The sequence below is a fragment of the Halorubrum hochsteinianum genome (assembly GCF_023702125.1).
Taxonomy (GTDB): Archaea; Halobacteriota; Halobacteria; order Halobacteriales; family Haloferacaceae; genus Halorubrum; species Halorubrum hochsteinianum.
Genome location: NZ_CP098415.1, coordinates 1,831,243 through 1,848,382 on the forward strand (window position 1 = coordinate 1,831,243; position 17,140 = coordinate 1,848,382).

The window sequence follows — 17,140 nt, forward strand, 5'->3', positions numbered from 1 at the left end:
CTCCGCTACGCCGCGTCGGTCTCCGGCGTCGCCCCGGCGTCCGACCCGCCGCGGAGCCGGAAGTGCGTCGCGAAGACGACGAGCGCGGCCGCGACGGGCGGAACGAACCCCGCCAGCTGCGGGAGCCCGTACAGCGCGTTGATCACGGCCGAGCCGCTCGGGTCCCGCAGGTCCGCGGGTGCCGAAATCACCATCGCGAGGTACAGCGAGACGAGGAAGAGGAAGCCGGCGACGCCCATCCACCGGTCGTAGCCGGCCGCGACCGGGTCGTTCCGGCGGTGACGACGGGCGACGAACAGGATCGGTGCGAGCAGCGGGCCGACGGCGGCGAGGCCGGCGACCACGAACAGCGACCGCGAGAAGAGGAACGTCCCCCCCTGCGCCGAGACGGTTTCGCCCATCCAGACGACGAGCCCGAGCGTGACCACGACCGCGACGAACCCGGCCGTCAGCGCGCCGAGGGCGGCGTACGCGCGCATCGTCCACGACTCGGTGGCGCGGAACGCGTAAGGGATCGCGCCGAACACCCCGCGGTAACTGTCTGCCATCGGCCCCGGTAGGTGCGTCGGCGAATTAAACCCCTCGTCGGCGGGAAGCCATTTATACGTGCGAGCGGATCGCTCTCACGTGGGTCTCTACGACGCGTACCTCGCGACGCGCCACCGCCTCCACGACGCCGCGCCGCCGGCGCACGTCGCGCTCGTCGTCACGGAGCGCGACCTCCTCGCCGACGGCGCGTTCGACACGCTCTCGTCGGCGATCGGCTGGGCGTTCGAATACGGGGCCGAGCGCGTCACGGTCTCCGTCTCCGTCCTTGACCGGGCGGTCGCCCCGACGCTGGTCCGCGAGCTGCGCCGGCTCGACGCCCCCGCCGAGACCGTGGTCCGCGGCCCGGACGCCGACGAGTCAACCGCGGGGCCCGCCGACCCGCTCGACAGCGGCGACTCGGTCGACGCCGCCGACGCGGACGCCCCGGTCCGGATACTCGTCGGTCTCGGCGGGAAAGCGGAGTTCGCCGGTGCGGTCCGCGAACTGGCGCACGACGTGGCCGACGGGGAGATAACGCCGGAAGCCATCGACGAGAGCGACGTCGCCGACCGGCTGCTGTTCCCCGAGGAGCCGGACCTCGTGATCAAGACCGGTGCCGAGCGGCTCTCCGACTTCGCCATCTGGCAGTCGGTGTACGCCGAGCTCTACTTCACCGACGTGAACTGGCGCGACTTCCGCAGGCGCGAGTACCTGCGCGCGGTCCTGGACTTCCAGGACAGACAGCGGCGGTTCGGCCGGTAACCGCCTTCGGCCGCCGAGGTCCGGCTACCAGACGAACGCGAAGAGCAGGGTGAACGTCACCAGCGCGCCGACCGTGGAGAGGATCGGCACGACGTTTTGCATCAGCACGACGCGCGCGCTCGTCCCCGGGTTGAACAGGTCCGACGCCGAGGGGACGTCGCTCGCGTCCCCCTCGCCGATCTCCGGCATCTCGTCGGCCGCCAGCGCGCCGACGGAGACCGTCGGCTCCTTCTCGCCGCTGATCCCCTGTCGGACCGTCACCGTGCGGGTCGCGCGCCCCCAGCCCAGCCCGACGATCGACATCGTCGCGATGATAACGAACGAGGCGGGGATCCCGACCGCGGAGAGGCTGATGACGATCCCCGAGGAGACGACCGCCACGACGATGGCGGCCGTCAGCGGGAGGTCCGTGATGTCGTTGCCGAGCGTGTCGAGCGTCCGCCGGGCGATGGTGAACGCGCCCACCGCGACCGCGGCGCTGCCGAGCAGGATCATCGGCGTCATCTCCACGCCGTCGAGCGCGACGAGGGGTGCGATGGCGTTCGCGATGTTCGAGGTGCCCGACGAGAACGCCATCAGACAGCCGATGGCGATGACGACGAAGCCGCCGAACAGCTCGCGGCGTGTCGTGTTCGGCCCGGGGACGGGCTTCGGGATCAGCCCCGACCGGTCGAACTCGAACAGCGCCCCCTCGGTGCTGTCTATCGCCACCCAGTCGTCGATGGCCGAGTAGAAGTACCGGCCGACGACGCCCGACACCCAGAACCCGATGATCGGGGCGACGAGCCACCAGATCGCGATCTCCCCCATCACGGCCCAGTCGAGGGTGTTCGTCGCGACGCCGAGTCCGGCGATGGAGCCGACGGCCGTCATCGACGTCGAGGCCGGGACGCCGGCGAAGTTGCCGACGAACAGCGCGCCGCCGATGAAAAAGAGGACGATGATGCTCGTCTCCAGCGTGAACACGTTCGCGCCCGTGACGAGGTCCTCCCCCAGCGTCGTCACCACCCGCTGGCCGAGCGTTCCCGCTCCGACGAAGAAAAACACGGACATCAGCGCCGCCGCGCCCGACTTCGACAGCACGTCCGCGCCCACGGCCGGGCCGAACGCCGGTCCCGTCGTCGCCCCGCCGATGTTGTACCCGACGAACGCCGCCACCGCGACTCCCACGAGAAGAAGAATCTCTACCATATACGCGAACAGAGTACGCACGCGCTGTTAAACGGACGGGGTCCGTCGGCGTCGACCCGCGCGCGCCACACCCGTGTCACGGTCACGGGCCTGACGGGTGCGAACGCGCGCGGTAGCCGAGTAACGACGAGTTCTGTTCCGGGTTACTTCGAACAAAAGAGTCGGTGGCGCGTGCCTGCGAGCGGCGCGAAGCGCCGCGAGCCAGCACGCGCGAGGGAGTCGCTGGTCCCGGAGCGAAGCGGAGGGACCAGCGACGAGGCTGGGGAGGCGTGAGGTTCGGTCGCTGTGCGTTCCCGCGAGCGGAGCGAGCGGGAGCACGGAAGTCGCAGCCCGCGCAGCGAAGCGAGCAGGAACGCCTTCCGGAGGGGCGGGACTCAAAACGGCAGCCGGCGAGGGCAGCGTTCGACGGCGATCTGCGACCCTCGCTTGTGAACGGTTAGTTGAGGTGTGAGATGTTCCCCGCAGCATCAGCCGCGGCTGATAGCGTTCAATTCTCTCTCGGTGATTTTGCTCACTCCGTTCGCAGAATGCACCGGCCGAGATTTGAACTCGGGTTGCAACCATGGCAAGGTTGCGTGATACCACTACACTACCGGTGCGTGCTTCGCATCCGGCAGTTGGCCGGAGACTCACTTAAGTCTATCACATCCGGACGACGGGGCGGCGCGGTCGCCGCCCCCGTCGTCCCGGTCACTCCTCGTTCCGCCGGGCGATCGCCTCCGCGTGGGCATCGTGGAGGTCGGCGAACGCCTCGGCCTCCGCGCGTTCCCGCGTCTCGTCGTCTCGTCGGTCGCGGAGCCGGCGCTTGATCGCCGCGAGCGCGTCGGACTCCCCCGCCGCGACCTCGTCGGCCACCGACCGGGGGTCGTCGACGACGCGCGAGACGAGTCCCGTCCGGCGGGCCTCTTCCGCGTCGAGGACGCGCCCCGACAGCGCGAAATCGAGCGCGTCGCCCTCGCGCATGACCCGCGGGAGCCTGACCGTGCCGCCCCACGCGCCGAACAACCCGAAGTCGACGCCCGGCTCGCCGAACGTCGCCCGCGGCGTCGCCACGCGCACGTCGGCCGCCAGCGCCAGTTCGACGCCGCCGCCGCGGGCCGCGCCGTCGACCCCGCAGACGACGACCGACGGCGACTCCTCGATCGCGGCGGCGACGCGTTGCCCCCGTCGCGCGAACGCCTCCGGGTCGTCGAGGTCGGCGACCGCGTCGAGGTCCGCGCCGGCACAGAAGGCGTCGCCCGCGCCGCGGAGGTACGTCACCGGCGGGGTCGCCTCGCTTTCCGCCCCTTCGAAGACCTCCCGCAGAGAGCGCAGGTCCTGCGGTCTGAGCGCGTTGCGCGCCGCCGGGCGGTCGAGCGTGACGACGCGCACGCCGCCGTCGGTTCGGGTTCGGATCACGGGACGTGGTCCCGTTCGTTTCCAAAGGTCTTTGCCCTTCGCTCGTCTACCGAACGACAATGGACGATGCCGCGCGAGCGCGTGACGCCGCGCGCGAGGCGCTCGCGGACGTCGAACCCGAACAGCTCCGCGAGGCCCTCGACTCCCGGATCGGCGACGCGGCGGTGACCCCCGGCGTGCTGGCGCTGGTCACCGCGCGCGCGCTGGAGCCGGAGGTCGACCTCGGCGACGTGGCCGACCGCGCCGCGGGCGTGCAGCTCATCTACGAGGGGTTGCGCCTCACCCGGACGGTCGCCCGCGAGGAGCCGTGGGTGACCGCGCCGACCGCCGCGGCCGACATCGACGCGGACATGGAGATCCTCGCCGCCGACGTGCTCGTCTCGCGCGGCTTCTCGCTCTTAGCGTGTACCGACGCCGCCCGCCCCGCGGTCGACGTAGTACGCGCGTTCGGCCGCGACCAGACGCTGCGCGACCGCGAGGACGCCGACGCGGAGACGGCGGCCGCGCTCGACCGCAACCTGGAGGTGGACGCCCTCGAACTCGCGGTCGTCGCCGGGGCCACCGCGGTCGGCGGCGACACCCCCGAGGAGCTGCTCGCGTACGCCCGCGACCTCGCCGCCGACTGCGACGGCGAGTTCCCGCCCGCCGGCAGCGCGCTGCCGGAGGCGACCGCCGACCGCATCGCGGACATCTCCGAGCGCGCCGTCAGCGCGACGGACCGGTGAGTCGACGCGGGCGACGGGGGGGGTCGATCCCCCGACGCCGCGCCCGCAAATCGAAACCCCTAAAGTCGAATCCGGTCAACGACCAATCGCGCCTGGGTAGCTTAGCGGTAAAGCGCGTCCTTGGTAAGGACGAGACCCCGAGTTCAAATCTCGGCCTAGGCTCTTTCCTCCGTACACTCCTTGTGCGCACACTTTTCTGTCCACGCTCGTTTGAACGAAACCTGCTCAAGATTCGCTTCTCTCGCTAAACAGGACATCCCTCGCCGTATGGCGATTCGATTAAATGTCAGGACACACAAACAAACCCGCAGACTACGGCGGGATAGACCCGAAATCAACCGGGAGCGCGTCCCCTCAGGAACACTCCGGATTTCGCTAATTCGCGCTTATAGAGGAACGAGTGAAGCATAGTCAGGAATATGATAGAACAACCGCCTCGATGCGGCTATCCACGATGATTATGTGGCGAGTGGGGTTCCGGCGGAACGACTATTGGTAAGACCAGCGTATTACATCTATATGTCCGAAGCGGCCACAAACGACGACGGCGGAGACGACATCGCCACGGTGAATTTCAAAGTCACCGAGTCGTTCCTCGAACAGATAGACGATACGTGGCAGGGACGCGGGTTCAACAGTCGAAGCGAGTTCATCCGGTACACGCTTCGAGACGCCATCGAGTTCCCGACGTTCGACCGGGACGAACTCGTCGCTCTGCTCGAAGCCGAGGAGGACATCCGCGAGGGGCGAACAACGAGCGCCGAGGAAGCCCGCGAGCGGTTCGGCACGAGCGATGAGTGACGACGGGTGGACGTGGGAACTCTCCTCGACAGCCGAGGACGACCTCGACGGTCTATCTCCCGCCGAGCAAGACCGGATACTCGACAAGCTCGATGAAAACGTCTCCTCGCCGTGGCGCGACCCGCCGGACTATGGGGAGCCACTCCAGAACAGTCCACACAAGAAGATACGCATCGGAGAGTTCCGTCTCTCCGTGACATTCCGTCAGGACGATGAGCGACTCGTCGTCGCACGTATCAAGCGTCGTGGCGGCGCGTACACCGCTGACGACGACTAAGCGACGAAACGCCCTCGATGCGGCGAGATACAGGTAGAGGATGTCGATGAAGTCGCACGCGTCGCCCACGTATTCGCGCATCTGGAGACGAAGCCGGAGAAAATCCTCGCGTACGTCAGTTACTGACGATACGACTCCGCCGCTCGCGTACGTTCGAGAGACGCGTCGGAGTCAGTCTCGAAGGAACTCGTTCAGCTCGGCGAACTCGTCGGGGGACAGAATGACCTCGGTCTCGAACGCGTCGAACCGTTCGAAGTCGTCGTCGATCGTCAGCACCGTCGTCGCTCCCTCGTCGATCGCGACCTGCGCGTAGTACCCGTCCCATCCGCCGACGTTCGCCTCGCTCGCGCGTGACAACCCGCCTCGGACCGCGTCTCGGGGCATCCGGTCGTACCAGTGGATCCGGCTCGCGTCCGTGAAGTTCCGGAGCAGACGCGACGCGTCTCCGTTCGAATACCCGTAGTATGTCGTGAGGACGGTGTGGGCTCCGAACAGGGCCGGATACGGAACGACGGCGTCGATCTCTCCGGCGACGGCCTCCCGAACGTACGAGAGTGCGGTGTCGCGAACCGGTGCCGACGAGTGTGCGAGGGCGATCACTCCGACGTCGAACAGATACGGGCCACCGACGTCACTCATCGCGGTGCTTCTCCGCCCCTCGCCGAACCACCTCTCTGTGCTTTCGGGCGATCGGATCGGCCCCTTCGGGAAGCGGCGTCGTCTCCTCCCCGTTCGAAGCCGCCTCCGCGACGAGCCGTTCCATCCGTTCCAGAATCGCGTCGGGATCGTCTTCGGGCTTCACGACCGCCTTTCCGTCCTCTTCGCGGACCTCCACCTCCGTACCCGGAGTGATGTCGAGACGCTCCCGAACCTCCTGTGGGAGAACGATTCGGCCCTTCGAGTCCACTTTGGTCATGTTCCCACTTAGTGTGGGAAAAATATAGTCGTTCGGGTAAGTCCTGTTCCTAGCCTCGTTTCCGAATAACGGAACCGTGCCACCGACTGCTGGTACGCGGCGCACGGGGCTCCGCCGAAACGACTGTCGGTGAGACCGGTGTATCTCGTCGGCACGAAGAGAGAGTGACGACGGGTGAGTCGTCGTCGCGCGTATCGAGCGCCGTGACGGCGCGTACGCCGCCGAAAACGAGTAAATCGGTGAAAAATACGCCGATAGGCATTTCTCAGTGCCTGACTGACTGTCCCGATACCGCTCCCCGCGTCGACGAGGTGAGAGCGAGATGAGCCTCCTAACCGCTTACAACGCCGTGTTGCTTCGGGTCGGGCTGTATCTACTCGTCTTTTGGCCCACTATCGGCTACTACGTGTACTCCGATTCGGAGAAGCGGGGGTTCTCCAGTCCGCGACTCCGGGGTGTCGTCTTGGGATTCTTGGGTATCCCCGGATTGCTCGTTCATCTGTCCCTCGTCCGACGGCGGGATTGAGCACTTTCATCGTTTTCGCTCGACTCGACGGTGAGGGGAACGCTCCCGCGAAAGCCCACACGGCTCTCCTCCGACGCCGGATATACCCCACCGAGTCGCCAACCCGGATCCGAGATGAGTTCCGAGATGGACGCGTACGTGATCGACGAGTTCGGCGGCCCGGACGCATTCGAGCGGCGAACGGTCGAGATTCCCGACCCCGACCCGGACGAAGTCCGCGTCGAGGTCGTCGCCTCCAGCGTTAACCCGGTCGACTACAAGATCCGCCGGGGCCACATCCCCGACTTCGCGCCGGCGTTCCCGGCGACGCTCGGGTGTGACGTGGCCGGCGTCGTCGACGCCGTCGGCGAGGACGTCGACGCCTTCGAACCGGGCGACGAGGTGTACGGGATGCCCGGCGGCGCGGGGCGGCAGGGCGCGCTCGCCGACTACGTGGTCGGCCACGCGGGGACGTTCGCGCACGCCCCCGAGTCGATCCCGCTCGAAGACAGCGCCGCGCTGCCCGTGGTCGCCCTGACCGCGTGGGAGATGCTCGCCGACAAGGCTAGTGTCGACATCGGCGACGACGTGCTGGTGTACGGCGCGACGGGCGGCGTCGGCCACGTCGGCGTCCAGCTCGCCGACTGGTTCGGCGCGACCGTCACCGCGACCGGGTCGACCGCCGAGAAGCGGTCGCTGGCGGCCGACCTCGGAGCCGACGCGACCGTCGACTACACGGAGACGAGCGTCGAGTCGTACGTCGACGAGCACGCCGGCGGCGTCGGCTTCGATGTCGTGTTCGACCCGGTCGGCGACGACCACCTGAACGCGTCGTTCGAGGCGGTCCGTCCCTTCGGCTCCGTGGTCACGACCGAGTCGAGCGACGCCGACGGCGTCGACCTGTCGCCGATGCACGCCACGTCGCTCTCGCTCGGCGTCGTCCTCGTCATCCTCCCGGTGCTGCTCGGCGACGGGCAGGAGCGCGTCGGGAACGAACTGGAGACGATCGCCTCGCTCGTCGACAAGGGCGCGGTCGCGCCGCATATCGACGAGCGGTACGCCTTCGCGGACGTCGCGGACGCGCACCGCCGCGCCGAGGCCGGCGACTTCGTCGGGAAGCTCCTGCTCGTCAACGAATAGATCGCCAGAGCCCTGAGCGGCCGGCCCGCCGCCGTACGTGCTTTTTTATCTCCCACTCTCCGAGCGACACACCACATGGGCAAACACGAGCGCGGCTGGGTCGAGGCCACGGAGCGGCTGACGGCGCGGCTCGCGAACGGCGCGGAGCCGGGCGGCGACCTGATCGACGACGGCCGACGCGACCTCGCCGAGGCGCTCGCGGACCGGCTCCGGAGCGACTTCCCGGACCGGACCGCGGTGCGACACGCCGGCAACTCCTACGACTCGCTCGGAGACCTCGTCGTCGAGTCGCCAGACGGCGAGACGTTCGTCGAGGCCAAGTTCGTCGCCAGCGGCGGCACGCGGGCGAACCTCGGGCAGGACACGTTGACCGACTTCGGGCTGTTCAGAGACGCCACCGCGTGGAGCGACTTCCGCGAGGAGATCGGGTTCCCGGAGGACCGCGAGGCGCTGCTCCGGCAGTTCGACGACTACCCCGACGACGTGCGCGACTGGTCGTACAAGTCGGCGGTGTACGACCGGGCGAAACACCTCAAGAACGTCGTCGACGTGTCGCGGGGGCAGAACACGGGGTCGCGCGCCGACGAGGTCCTCGCGGACCCGGACGCCTCGGAGACGGAGCGGGAGGCGGCGCGGATCATCGACGAGATACTCGAACTCGACAGGGAGGAGAAGCTGGCGTACTTCGACCACCTCCGCGCGGCGGAGCAGGACCCCCGGGCCATCGAGACGTTCGCGCACCTGATCGTCTGCGGCTACCACACCGCTGACGCGCTCGAAGCGCACTTCGACCGCGACCTCGACGAGATCAAGCGGCTGATCGAGACGGACGCCTACCGCCTCTACGAGGTGAACAGGAACACCGGAGCGGTGACCGTCGAGAACCCGGCGGATCTCCTCGCGGGCTTCGAGTGGAGGGACACGCGGATCGAAATCCCGGAGGACGGCACCTCCGTGAGCGTCGTGACCGGACCGCCGGACGACCGGCGGCGCGTGCTCAACATCGCGTACAACTGGAAGAACAAGTTCCAGGGGATCCAGACGCCGTCGATGAACGTGTTCGTCCCCGAGGCGTAAATCGAGAGGCCGGTCCGCGCCGACGGCGTCGGCCCGCCCGGTTCGAGACGCATCAGCCCTGTGTCGCCCTCGGTCCGTGCGGGTTCGGACACCCTTTTTTCTCGGCGGACCGACGACCGAATCGATGTCATTCGAACCGACGGCGCTCGACGGAGAGGTCGCGATCGTCACCGGCGCTTCCTCCGGCATCGGCGCGGCGACCGCGGAGGCGCTCGCGGACGCCGGGGCCAGCGTGGCCGTGGCCGCCCGCCGCGAGGCGGCGCTCGAAACGGTGGCCGACCGCATCGAGGCGGACGGCGGGGAGGCGCTCGTCGTCCCGACCGACGTCACCGACGAGGCGGCGGTCGAGGACCTGATCGAAACGACCGTCGACGAGTTCGGCCGACTGGACGTGCTCGTCAACAACGCCGGCGTCATGCTGCTGGAGGCGGTCGAGGACGCCGACACGGACAACTGGCGGCAGATGGTCGAGGTGAACCTCCTCGGGCTGATGAACGCCACCCACGCCGCTCTGCCGGTCATGCAGGAACAGGGCGGCGGCCACGTCGTCCACGTCTCCTCGGTTGCCGGGCGGCGGGCCTCCGCGACCGCCAGCGGCTACAACGCCACCAAGTTCGGCGTCAACGGATTCACGGAGGCGTTCCGCCAGGAGGTCGCCGCCGACGGCATCCGCACCACCGTCGTCGAGCCCGGACTGGTCGAGACGGAGCTACAGGAGCACATCCCCGACGAGGAGATCCGCGAGCAGACCGAGGAGTGGGTCGGGTCGCTCGACGCGCTCCAGCCGGAAGACATCGCGCGGTCGATCCGGTTCGCCGTCGCCCAGCCCGCCCACGTGAGCCTCAACGAACTGCTGATCCGGCCGACCGAACAGGAGCGCTGAATCGGGAGACCGACCGAGCGCCCGGACCGACCGAGCGCCCGGACCGACCGAGCGCCCGGACCGACCGAGCGTCTGATCGCCGGGGGCGACGGGTGCGCTCTACGAGTGCGCTCGGCCGGTCGGGATCCCCCGCCGACTTGTCGGTGTCGGTGGCGGCGAGGGGGTTGGCGAGCCGTGGGCGCATACCCGTCCGGCCCCGATCGTCGGCCATGCGAGCCTACGAGGTTCAGGAGGAGACGACGGACTACGAGGGAGTCGTCGAGGTCGAGCGGGAGCGCCCCGAACCGGCGGCCGACGAGGCGCAGATCCGGATTCACGCGGCGTCGCTCAACTACCGCGACCTCGCGATCGCCGACGAGGGCCTGACGTATCCGGGCGCGGAGCTTCCCGTCATCCCGTTCTCGGACGGGGCGGGCGAGGTCGTCGCGGTCGGGGAGGACGTCGACCTGCTCTCCGCCGGCGACCGCGTCGCGACGCCGTTCGCTCCCGACTGGCTCGACGGCGAGTACGCGCCCGAGAAGGGGGCCCGAACCACCGGCGGGAACATCGACGGCGCGCTCGCGGAGTACGTCACCTTCCCCGCGGCGAGTCTCACGACGCTCCCCGACCACCTCTCGTACGAGGAGGGGGCCTGCCTCTCGTGTGCGGGGCTCACCGCGTGGCGGTCGCTCGTCGAGGACGGCGGGCTCTCGGCCGGCGAGACGGTGCTCGCGCTCGGGACGGGCGGCGTCGCGACGTTCGCGCTCCAGTTCGCCGAGGACCACGGGGCCCGGACGGTCGTCACCTCCTCCAGCGACGACAAGCTGGCGACCGCCCGCGAGCTGGGTGCCGACGTGACGATCAACTACGAGGAGACGCCGGAGTGGGGCGACGCCGTCGCCGAGTCGACCGGCGGCGTCGACCACGTCGTCGAGGTCGGCGGCGCGGGGACCCTCCAGCAGTCGCTCGACGCCGCGGCCCCGGGCGGTCACGTCCACCTCATCGGCGTCCTCGCCGGCGGCGAGGGGCGCGTCCACCCCGGCCCGATCCTCGGCAAGGGGCTGACGGTCGAGGGCGTGATGGGCGTGGGCAGTCAGGCGATGTTCGAGCGCATGACCGACGCGCTGGCGGCGACGGGCACGACGCCGGTCGTCGACAGCGTCTTCCGGTTCGACGAGGTCCGCGAGGCGTACCGGTACGTCGAGCGCGGCGAGCATCAGGGGAAGGTCGTCGTCTCGCTCGACTGACCGGGTCGGATCGACCCGCACCCTTTTGCGCTCGGACGCCAAGGGTCAGGTATGCAACGCGGCCGCCGGAAGCCGGACTGGCTGAAGTCGCGCCCGCCGTCCGGGAGTCGGTTCACCGAGATCAAGTCCACCCTCCGCGACCACGACCTCCACACGGTCTGCGAGGAGGCGAACTGCCCGAACATGGGCGAGTGCTGGTCGGGGAACGACGGGCCGGGCACGGCGACGTTCATGCTCATGGGCGACCGCTGCTCGCGCGGCTGTAACTTCTGTGACGTCGAGACCGGGGGGATGGAACCGCTCGACCCCGACGAGCCGGCGAACGTCGCCGACGCGGTCGCGGAGATCGGGCTCGACTACGTCGTCCTCACCTCCGTCGACCGCGACGACCTCGCGGACGGCGGGTCGGCGCACTTCGCCGAGACGATCCGGGCGATCAAGCGCCGCGACCCGGAGGTGCTCGTCGAGACGCTCATCCCGGACTTCGGCGGCGACCCCGATGCAGTCCGCCGGATCATCGACGCGGAGCCGGACGTGATCGCGCACAACGTCGAGACCGTCGAGCGGCTCCAGTGGCCGGTGCGGGACCGCCGCGCGAACTACGAGCAGTCCCTGTCGGTCCTCGATCAGGTCGACCTCGAGTCCGACATCCACACGAAGACGAGCCTCATGCTCGGCGTCGGCGAGTACGACCACGAGGTGTACCGGACGCTCGGCGACCTCCGCGAGGTCGGCGTCGACGTGGTCACGTTCGGCCAGTACCTCCAACCCTCGCGGTCCCACCTCGACGTCTTCGAGTACGTCCACCCCGACGTCTTCGAGACGTGGCGGCGGGTCGCGGAGGAGGAGTTCGACTTCCTCTACTGCGCGTCGGGCGCGATGGTCCGGTCGTCGTACAAGGCCGGCGAACTGTTCGTCGAGGCGCTCGTCCGCGAGGGTCGGTCGCCAGAGGACGCGCGTCGCCACGCGCGGGCCGCGGGCGGCGACTGAACCGCGGGCGGCGACGACCGCGGCGGTGCGTGGAACCGTTCCCGTCTCCCGACAGCTGTCAGGCGCTTTCGACGTTTTGACGATTGTTCGAACAACGAGTTATTTACCTCTCGGTGACTCACCCTGCGTCAGTGAGACGCACACATGGGAACAACTGACTCGTCGATCGTCGACGCCGCACGGGCCCGGCCGGGTCTCCTCTTCGTCGTCCTTCTCGGCGGCCTACTCCTCGTCGACCTCGCGGCGAAGCTCGGAGGGGTCGGTCTCGGCCCGATCGGGGGGTCGGTCTCGGTCGACCGACTCGGCTCGAACCTCTGGAACGGCGTCGTCATCGGGCTCGTGATCGGACTGGCCGGAATCGGGCTCTCGATGACGTACAGCATCCTCTCGTTCGCGAACTTCTCGCACGGCGACCTCGTCAGCGTCGGCGCGTTCTCGGGTTGGGGCGTCGCCTTCCTGATCGCCGGATTCGGCGATGTGCCAATTCGCGCGCTCTTGACCGTCCGGGACGCCGGGAACGCCTCGCCGGGTGACATCGGCGCGCACATCCTCTCGACGCCCGGCGCGATCCTCGTCGGACTGGTCGCCGCGTTCGTCGTCACCGCGCTGCTCGCGGTGGCGCTCGACCGGGCGTTCTACAAGCCGATGCGCGACCGCGACGGCATCTCGCTGCTCATCGCCTCCATCGGCGCGGCGCTGATCGTGCGCTACCTGCTCCAGTTCGGCTACGGCTCCGACCGGCGGGGCGTGACCGCCAGCGTCGAGCAGTCGAACCTCGCGTTCGGTCCCCTCGGGATATCGGTGAACGCGCACGAACTCACCATCCTCGTGGCCGCGGTCGGACTGATGCTCGCGATGCACGCCATGCTCCAGCACACGAAGCTCGGCACGGCGATGCGCGCGATGGCCGACAACAAGGACCTCGCGCTCATCACCGGGATCCCGGCCGAGCGCGTCGTCACCGCGACGTGGATCATCGGCGGCGGGCTCGCGGGCGCGTCCGGCTACCTCTACGTCCTGCTCCGCGGCACGATCCAGTTCGACTTCGGCTGGCTCCTCCTCCTCCTCATCTTCGCGGCCGTGATCCTGGGCGGGATCGGCTCCGTCTACGGGGCCATCGTCGGCGGACTGGTCATCGGGGTCGTGTTCACCACCTCGACGATCTGGATCCCGTCCGACTTCAATCAGGCCGCGGCGTTCGCCGTGATGATCCTGATGCTGCTCCTTCGCCCCGAGGGGCTGTTCGGAGGTGTTTCGACCGCATGAGCGACGCAGACTCGGCCGCTCCGGAGCCCGACGCGCCCGACAGCGCCACGGCGGCGGTGATCGCGGCCGCGAAGGAGAGCGACTTCGCGCTCGTCGTCGGGACGCTGCTCGCCATCTACGCGGCCGCGGCGCTGCTCTCGTTCACCGACGGTCTCAACAGCGTCGTCGGACTCATGGAGACGCTGACGTTCCTCGGCCTCGTCTACGCGCTCACCGCGCTCGCCTTGAACCTCCAGTGGGGCTACACCGGGCTGTTCAACATCGGCGTCGCCGGCTTCATGGCCGTCGGCGTGTACACGATGGGAATGGTCGTCCGGTCGCCGGACCCGGCCTTCGGCCCCCCCGGACTGGGGCTCCCGCTCCCGGTCGGTATCCTCGCCGGGATGGGGATGGCGGCGCTGCTCGGGGGAATCGCGGCGCTGCCGGCGCTCCGGCTCAAGGCCGACTACCTCGCGATCGTGACGCTCGGCCTCTCCGAGATCATCCGGCTCTCGCTGCAGTCGAGCGCCTTCGACAACTTCCTGCGCGACGCGATCGGTGCCGGGACGGGCGGCGGCCGCGGGATGGGAATGCCGGACAACCCCGTCCGCGGCTTGTTCTTAGTCGACGGACAGGCGGGGAACCCGACCGCGCTCGGCGACCTCGTCTTCGGGATATTCGGGACCGACGGGCTGGGGATCTCGCACACCATCCTCATCGGCTGGGGGTACATCGCCGTCCTCGCCGGCTTCCTCGTCGGCTTCTACCTCCTGCTCGAACGCCTCGGCCGCTCGCCGTTCGGGCGGACGATGAAGGCGATCCGCGAGGACGAACTCGTCGCCAACTCGCTGGGCAAGGACGTGAACCTCGTGAAGATCAAGGTGTTCGTCATCGGCTGCGCGCTGATGGGCCTCGCCGGCATCCTCTGGTTCGGCAGTCAGGGCAACGTCTCGCCCACGCCGCAGTTCCGGCCGCTGCTCACGTTCTACGTGTTCATCGCGGTGATCATCGGCGGCTCCGGGTCGAACACCGGCTCCGTCCTCGGCGGCATCGTCTTCGCCGCGGTGCTGTTCGAGGGGCCGCGGCGCGTCGGCGGGGCCGTCCGCGGGCTCATCGACGCCGAGACGCCCAGCTCCTTCGCTGACGCGCTCGTCACGCTGGACCCGGTGACGCTCCTCGCGTACGCGACCGAAAACGTCGCGCCGCTCCAGTTCGTCTTCCTCGGCCTCGTCTTAGTGTTCATCATCCACCGGCGGCCGGAGGGGGTCCTCGGCGACCGGATCGAGACGGCCGCGGCCGTCGACCTCTCCGAGCGGCCCGCCGGAGGTGAGTCCGATGAGTAGCGACGCCCCCGATCCGAACGATCCGGCCGACGTCGCCGATGCGAGCGACGTCGCCGACGCCGTGGACGCGTCGGCCCCGGCCGCCGACGAACCGGAGGCGAATGACGGCGAGGTCGAGGAGGCGGCGAAACGCGTGCCGTCCGGGTCGCCCCCGCTCCGCGTCGAGGGGCTGGTGAAGCGGTTCGGCGGCGTCACCGCCGTCGACGGGGCCTCCTTCGAGGTCGAGTCCGGGTCGCTCACCGGGCTCATCGGCCCGAACGGCGCGGGGAAGTCGACCACGTTCAACTGTATCACCGGCGTCCACGAGCCGACCGCCGGGACGGTGTCCTTCCAGGGCGAGGACGTGACGGGGCTCAAACCGTACCAGATCGCGCGGAAGGGGCTGGTTCGGACGTTCCAGATCGCCCGGGAGCTCTCCGAGATGACCGTCTTGGAGAACCTGATGCTCGCGCCGCAGGGACAGCTCGGCGAGTCCGCGATCCGCGCGGTGACGCCCGGCCTCCGCGGCGCGGTCGTCGAGGAGGAGACGGCGCTGCGCGAGCGCGCCTGGGAGACGCTGGAGTTCTTCGAGATCGATCACCTCGCGCACGAGCACGCGGGGAACCTCTCCGGCGGGCAGCGGAAGCTGCTGGAGATGGCCCGCGTGCTGATGACCGACCCCGAGATGGTGCTGCTCGACGAGCCGCTCGCCGGGGTCAACCCGACCTTAGAGGAGAAGCTGTTGGACCGGATCCACGACCTGCGCGCGGACGGCTACACCTTCCTGCTCGTCGAACACGACATGGACGTCATCATGGACAACTGCGAACGCGTCATCGTCATGCATCAGGGAAGCGTGCTCGCCGAGGGGACCGGCGACGAGATACGGAACGACGAGCGGGTCATCGAGGCGTACCTGGGGGAGGACCTATGAGCGCCGACGACGCGAACGACGACATCGCGGATCCGCCCGAGACGACCGAACCCGGGGCGGAGAGCGACGGCCCGCCGACCGAATCCGGGGCGGAGAGCGGCGACTCGCCCACCGACGCCGAGGTCAGCGCGGGGACGGACCACGCGCTCGGCGGCGACGCGATCCTGCGGATCCGCGACCTCGACGCCGGCTACGGCGACCTCCAGATCCTCTCGGACGTGGTCCTCGACGTCGCCGACGAGGAGTACGTCACCATCGTCGGCCCGAACGGGGCCGGCAAGTCGACGGTGATGAAGACGGTCTTCGGGCTCACGACCCACATGGGCGGCACCGTCGAGTTCGAGGGCGAGCCGATCCACGGGCTCGCGCCCGAGCAGATCATCCGCGAGGGGATCGGGTTCGTCCCGCAGAACGACAACGTCTTCCCCGGACTCAGCGTCCGCGAGAACCTGGAGATGGGCGCGTACATCCTCGACGAGGTGCCCGAAGACCAGATCGAGACGATCTACGACCGGTTCCCCATCCTCCGCGAGCGCAGCGAGCAGAAGGCGGGGACGCTCTCCGGCGGTCAGCGGCAGATGGTGGCGATGGGGCGGGCGCTCATGCTCGACCCCGACCTCCTGCTGCTCGACGAGCCGTCGGCGGGGCTCGCGCCCGACCTCGTCGACGACATGTTCGACCGGATCGACCGGATCAACGACTCGGGGACGGCGGTGCTGATGGTCGAGCAGAACGCGAAGGAGGCGCTCCGCCGCTGCGACCGCGGCTACGTGCTGGTGAACGGCGGGAACCGGTACACCGACCGCGGCGACGTGCTGCTCGCCGACGAGGACGTGCGGCGCGACTTCCTCGGCGGATAAGCGTCCGTACTCGGGTGTCGTCGGCGGTCGACTGCGGATCGGTTTTGTCGATGTCTCGGCCGTACGGCGCTGTCTGTCGTAAAACGCTGATCGACGTGACCGAGACCGCCGAAGCCCCAACCGTGAGGCGGGCGCACGCTCGCTGCGGTCCTTACTTCGCCTGCGCCCGCCTCACGGCTGCCCCTTCGAGTCCCACCCCGCACAGCCCCGCACCTCACGCCTCCCCAGCCTCGCGGCTCCCTTCGGTCGCCGCGTCCCTCGCGCGTGCTGTCTCGCGGCCGCCTTCGGCGGCACGCTCGCAGGCACGCGCCACCGCATCGGCTGGCGGGCGAAAAATCGGAGAAGAGTTCAGTTCGGGCG

Annotated in this window: 19 protein-coding genes and 2 tRNA genes; 15 read left to right on the forward strand and 6 right to left on the reverse strand. The window is 69.1% G+C overall.

What is annotated here, in order from left to right; all coding sequences use genetic code 11:
- Nucleotides 1-5: 5 nt before the first annotated feature.
- Nucleotides 6-548 carry a DUF8056 family protein gene (locus tag NAF06_RS09175; RefSeq protein ID WP_008584051.1) on the reverse strand — a complete coding sequence of 181 codons (543 nt, stop codon included), beginning with the start codon at nt 546-548 and terminating at the stop codon, nt 6-8.
- Nucleotides 549-627: 79 nt separating this feature from the next.
- On the opposite strand from NAF06_RS09175, the gene NAF06_RS09180 reads away from it, so the two are divergent.
- Nucleotides 628-1,290: an undecaprenyl diphosphate synthase family protein gene (locus tag NAF06_RS09180; protein ID WP_008584049.1), complete on the forward strand. Its 663-nt coding sequence runs from the start codon at nt 628-630 to the stop codon at nt 1,288-1,290.
- A 24-nt stretch (nt 1,291-1,314) separates the two neighbouring features.
- Here NAF06_RS09180 and NAF06_RS09185 read toward each other — a convergent pair whose 3' ends face one another.
- The 3 genes from NAF06_RS09185 to NAF06_RS09195 form a co-directional block, all read right to left on the reverse strand.
- Nucleotides 1,315-2,481, reverse strand: a complete 1,167-nt coding sequence (locus tag NAF06_RS09185) for an inorganic phosphate transporter (RefSeq protein WP_049906676.1) — start codon at nt 2,479-2,481, stop codon at nt 1,315-1,317.
- Between the two features lie 528 nt (nt 2,482-3,009).
- Nucleotides 3,010-3,080, reverse strand: a tRNA-Gly gene (locus NAF06_RS09190).
- A gap of 91 nt (nt 3,081-3,171) precedes the next feature.
- Nucleotides 3,172-3,879: an enoyl-CoA hydratase/isomerase family protein gene (locus NAF06_RS09195; RefSeq protein WP_008584047.1), complete on the reverse strand. Its 708-nt coding sequence runs from the start codon at nt 3,877-3,879 to the stop codon at nt 3,172-3,174.
- A 59-nt stretch (nt 3,880-3,938) separates the two neighbouring features.
- Between NAF06_RS09195 and NAF06_RS09200 the strand changes: the two genes are divergently transcribed.
- From NAF06_RS09200 to NAF06_RS09215, 4 genes are all read left to right on the forward strand, one after another.
- Nucleotides 3,939-4,604, forward strand: a complete 666-nt coding sequence (locus NAF06_RS09200; RefSeq protein WP_008584046.1) for a DUF7114 family protein — start codon at nt 3,939-3,941, stop codon at nt 4,602-4,604.
- A gap of 90 nt (nt 4,605-4,694) precedes the next feature.
- Nucleotides 4,695-4,766 (forward strand) — tRNA-Thr (locus NAF06_RS09205).
- Between the two features lie 357 nt (nt 4,767-5,123).
- Nucleotides 5,124-5,405, forward strand: a complete 282-nt coding sequence (locus NAF06_RS09210; RefSeq protein WP_008584045.1) for a ribbon-helix-helix domain-containing protein — start codon at nt 5,124-5,126, stop codon at nt 5,403-5,405.
- A complete protein-coding gene (locus NAF06_RS09215; protein ID WP_008584044.1) occupies nt 5,398-5,682 on the forward strand; it encodes a type II toxin-antitoxin system RelE family toxin in 285 nt (94 codons plus the stop codon). The genes NAF06_RS09210 and NAF06_RS09215 overlap by 8 nt, the downstream gene beginning before the upstream one ends.
- Before the next feature lie 171 nt (nt 5,683-5,853).
- Here NAF06_RS09215 and NAF06_RS09220 read toward each other — a convergent pair whose 3' ends face one another.
- Together NAF06_RS09220 and NAF06_RS09225 are read right to left on the reverse strand one after the other, a co-directional pair.
- Nucleotides 5,854-6,321, reverse strand: a complete 468-nt coding sequence (locus NAF06_RS09220; protein WP_008584043.1) for a type II toxin-antitoxin system VapC family toxin — start codon at nt 6,319-6,321, stop codon at nt 5,854-5,856.
- The gene (locus tag NAF06_RS09225; protein WP_080507141.1) at nt 6,314-6,598 is read right to left on the reverse strand and encodes an AbrB/MazE/SpoVT family DNA-binding domain-containing protein; all 285 of its coding nucleotides are present in this window, start codon (nt 6,596-6,598) and stop codon (nt 6,314-6,316) included. The genes NAF06_RS09220 and NAF06_RS09225 overlap by 8 nt, the downstream gene beginning before the upstream one ends.
- Nucleotides 6,599-6,920: 322 nt before the next feature.
- On the opposite strand from NAF06_RS09225, the gene NAF06_RS09230 reads away from it, so the two are divergent.
- The 10 genes from NAF06_RS09230 to NAF06_RS09275 all read left to right on the forward strand — a co-directional run bounded on the left by NAF06_RS09230 (nt 6,921) and on the right by NAF06_RS09275 (nt 16,780).
- Nucleotides 6,921-7,124, forward strand: coding sequence for a hypothetical protein (locus NAF06_RS09230; protein ID WP_008584041.1), 204 nt, complete (start codon nt 6,921-6,923; stop codon nt 7,122-7,124).
- A 114-nt stretch (nt 7,125-7,238) separates the two neighbouring features.
- On the forward strand, nt 7,239-8,243 hold the full coding sequence (locus NAF06_RS09235; RefSeq protein WP_008584040.1) for a zinc-binding dehydrogenase: 1,005 nt from the start codon (nt 7,239-7,241) through the stop codon (nt 8,241-8,243).
- Nucleotides 8,244-8,318: 75 nt separating this feature from the next.
- Nucleotides 8,319-9,320 carry a hypothetical protein gene (locus tag NAF06_RS09240; RefSeq protein ID WP_008584039.1) on the forward strand — a complete coding sequence of 334 codons (1,002 nt, stop codon included), beginning with the start codon at nt 8,319-8,321 and terminating at the stop codon, nt 9,318-9,320.
- Nucleotides 9,321-9,444: 124 nt separating this feature from the next.
- Nucleotides 9,445-10,203 (forward strand): SDR family NAD(P)-dependent oxidoreductase, encoded by a 759-nt coding sequence (locus tag NAF06_RS09245; RefSeq protein WP_008584038.1) that lies wholly within the window; start codon nt 9,445-9,447, stop codon nt 10,201-10,203.
- Nucleotides 10,204-10,412: 209 nt separating this feature from the next.
- A complete protein-coding gene (locus NAF06_RS09250) occupies nt 10,413-11,429 on the forward strand; it encodes a zinc-dependent alcohol dehydrogenase family protein (RefSeq protein ID WP_008584037.1) in 1,017 nt (338 codons plus the stop codon).
- Between the two features lie 51 nt (nt 11,430-11,480).
- Nucleotides 11,481-12,419: a lipoyl synthase gene (gene lipA / locus NAF06_RS09255; protein ID WP_008584036.1), complete on the forward strand. Its 939-nt coding sequence runs from the start codon at nt 11,481-11,483 to the stop codon at nt 12,417-12,419.
- A 144-nt stretch (nt 12,420-12,563) separates the two neighbouring features.
- On the forward strand, nt 12,564-13,685 hold the full coding sequence (locus NAF06_RS09260) for a branched-chain amino acid ABC transporter permease (RefSeq protein ID WP_008584035.1): 1,122 nt from the start codon (nt 12,564-12,566) through the stop codon (nt 13,683-13,685).
- Nucleotides 13,682-15,007, forward strand: a complete 1,326-nt coding sequence (locus NAF06_RS09265) for a branched-chain amino acid ABC transporter permease (protein ID WP_008584034.1) — start codon at nt 13,682-13,684, stop codon at nt 15,005-15,007. Before NAF06_RS09260 ends, NAF06_RS09265 begins: the two co-directional genes overlap by 4 nt.
- A complete protein-coding gene (locus NAF06_RS09270) occupies nt 15,000-15,920 on the forward strand; it encodes an ABC transporter ATP-binding protein (protein ID WP_008584033.1) in 921 nt (306 codons plus the stop codon). Before NAF06_RS09265 ends, NAF06_RS09270 begins: the two co-directional genes overlap by 8 nt.
- Nucleotides 15,917-16,780 (forward strand): ABC transporter ATP-binding protein, encoded by an 864-nt coding sequence (locus tag NAF06_RS09275; RefSeq protein WP_008584032.1) that lies wholly within the window; start codon nt 15,917-15,919, stop codon nt 16,778-16,780. Before NAF06_RS09270 ends, NAF06_RS09275 begins: the two co-directional genes overlap by 4 nt.
- The last annotated feature ends 360 nt before the right edge of the window (nt 16,781-17,140 follow it).

Excerpts from the sequence above, each read along its gene's own strand:
- NAF06_RS09175 (WP_008584051.1), bottom strand. The coding sequence starts at position 548 with ATGGCAGACAGTTACCGCGGGGTGTTCGGCGCGATCCCTTACGCGTTC.
- NAF06_RS09185 (WP_049906676.1), bottom strand. The coding sequence starts at position 2,481 with ATGGTAGAGATTCTTCTTCTCGTGGGAGTCGCGGTGGCGGCGTTCGTC.
- NAF06_RS09200 (WP_008584046.1), top strand. The coding sequence starts at position 3,939 with ATGGACGATGCCGCGCGAGCGCGTGACGCCGCGCGCGAGGCGCTCGCG.
- NAF06_RS09210 (WP_008584045.1), top strand. The coding sequence starts at position 5,124 with ATGTCCGAAGCGGCCACAAACGACGACGGCGGAGACGACATCGCCACG.
- NAF06_RS09215 (WP_008584044.1), top strand. The coding sequence starts at position 5,398 with ATGAGTGACGACGGGTGGACGTGGGAACTCTCCTCGACAGCCGAGGAC.
- NAF06_RS09220 (WP_008584043.1), bottom strand. The coding sequence starts at position 6,321 with ATGAGTGACGTCGGTGGCCCGTATCTGTTCGACGTCGGAGTGATCGCC.
- NAF06_RS09225 (WP_080507141.1), bottom strand. The coding sequence starts at position 6,598 with ATGACCAAAGTGGACTCGAAGGGCCGAATCGTTCTCCCACAGGAGGTT.
- NAF06_RS09230 (WP_008584041.1), top strand. The coding sequence starts at position 6,921 with ATGAGCCTCCTAACCGCTTACAACGCCGTGTTGCTTCGGGTCGGGCTG.
- NAF06_RS09235 (WP_008584040.1), top strand. The coding sequence starts at position 7,239 with ATGAGTTCCGAGATGGACGCGTACGTGATCGACGAGTTCGGCGGCCCG.
- NAF06_RS09240 (WP_008584039.1), top strand. The coding sequence starts at position 8,319 with ATGGGCAAACACGAGCGCGGCTGGGTCGAGGCCACGGAGCGGCTGACG.
- NAF06_RS09245 (WP_008584038.1), top strand. The coding sequence starts at position 9,445 with ATGTCATTCGAACCGACGGCGCTCGACGGAGAGGTCGCGATCGTCACC.
- NAF06_RS09250 (WP_008584037.1), top strand. The coding sequence starts at position 10,413 with ATGCGAGCCTACGAGGTTCAGGAGGAGACGACGGACTACGAGGGAGTC.
- lipA (WP_008584036.1), top strand. The coding sequence starts at position 11,481 with ATGCAACGCGGCCGCCGGAAGCCGGACTGGCTGAAGTCGCGCCCGCCG.
- NAF06_RS09260 (WP_008584035.1), top strand. The coding sequence starts at position 12,564 with ATGGGAACAACTGACTCGTCGATCGTCGACGCCGCACGGGCCCGGCCG.
- NAF06_RS09265 (WP_008584034.1), top strand. The coding sequence starts at position 13,682 with ATGAGCGACGCAGACTCGGCCGCTCCGGAGCCCGACGCGCCCGACAGC.
- NAF06_RS09270 (WP_008584033.1), top strand. The coding sequence starts at position 15,000 with ATGAGTAGCGACGCCCCCGATCCGAACGATCCGGCCGACGTCGCCGAT.
- NAF06_RS09275 (WP_008584032.1), top strand. The coding sequence starts at position 15,917 with ATGAGCGCCGACGACGCGAACGACGACATCGCGGATCCGCCCGAGACG.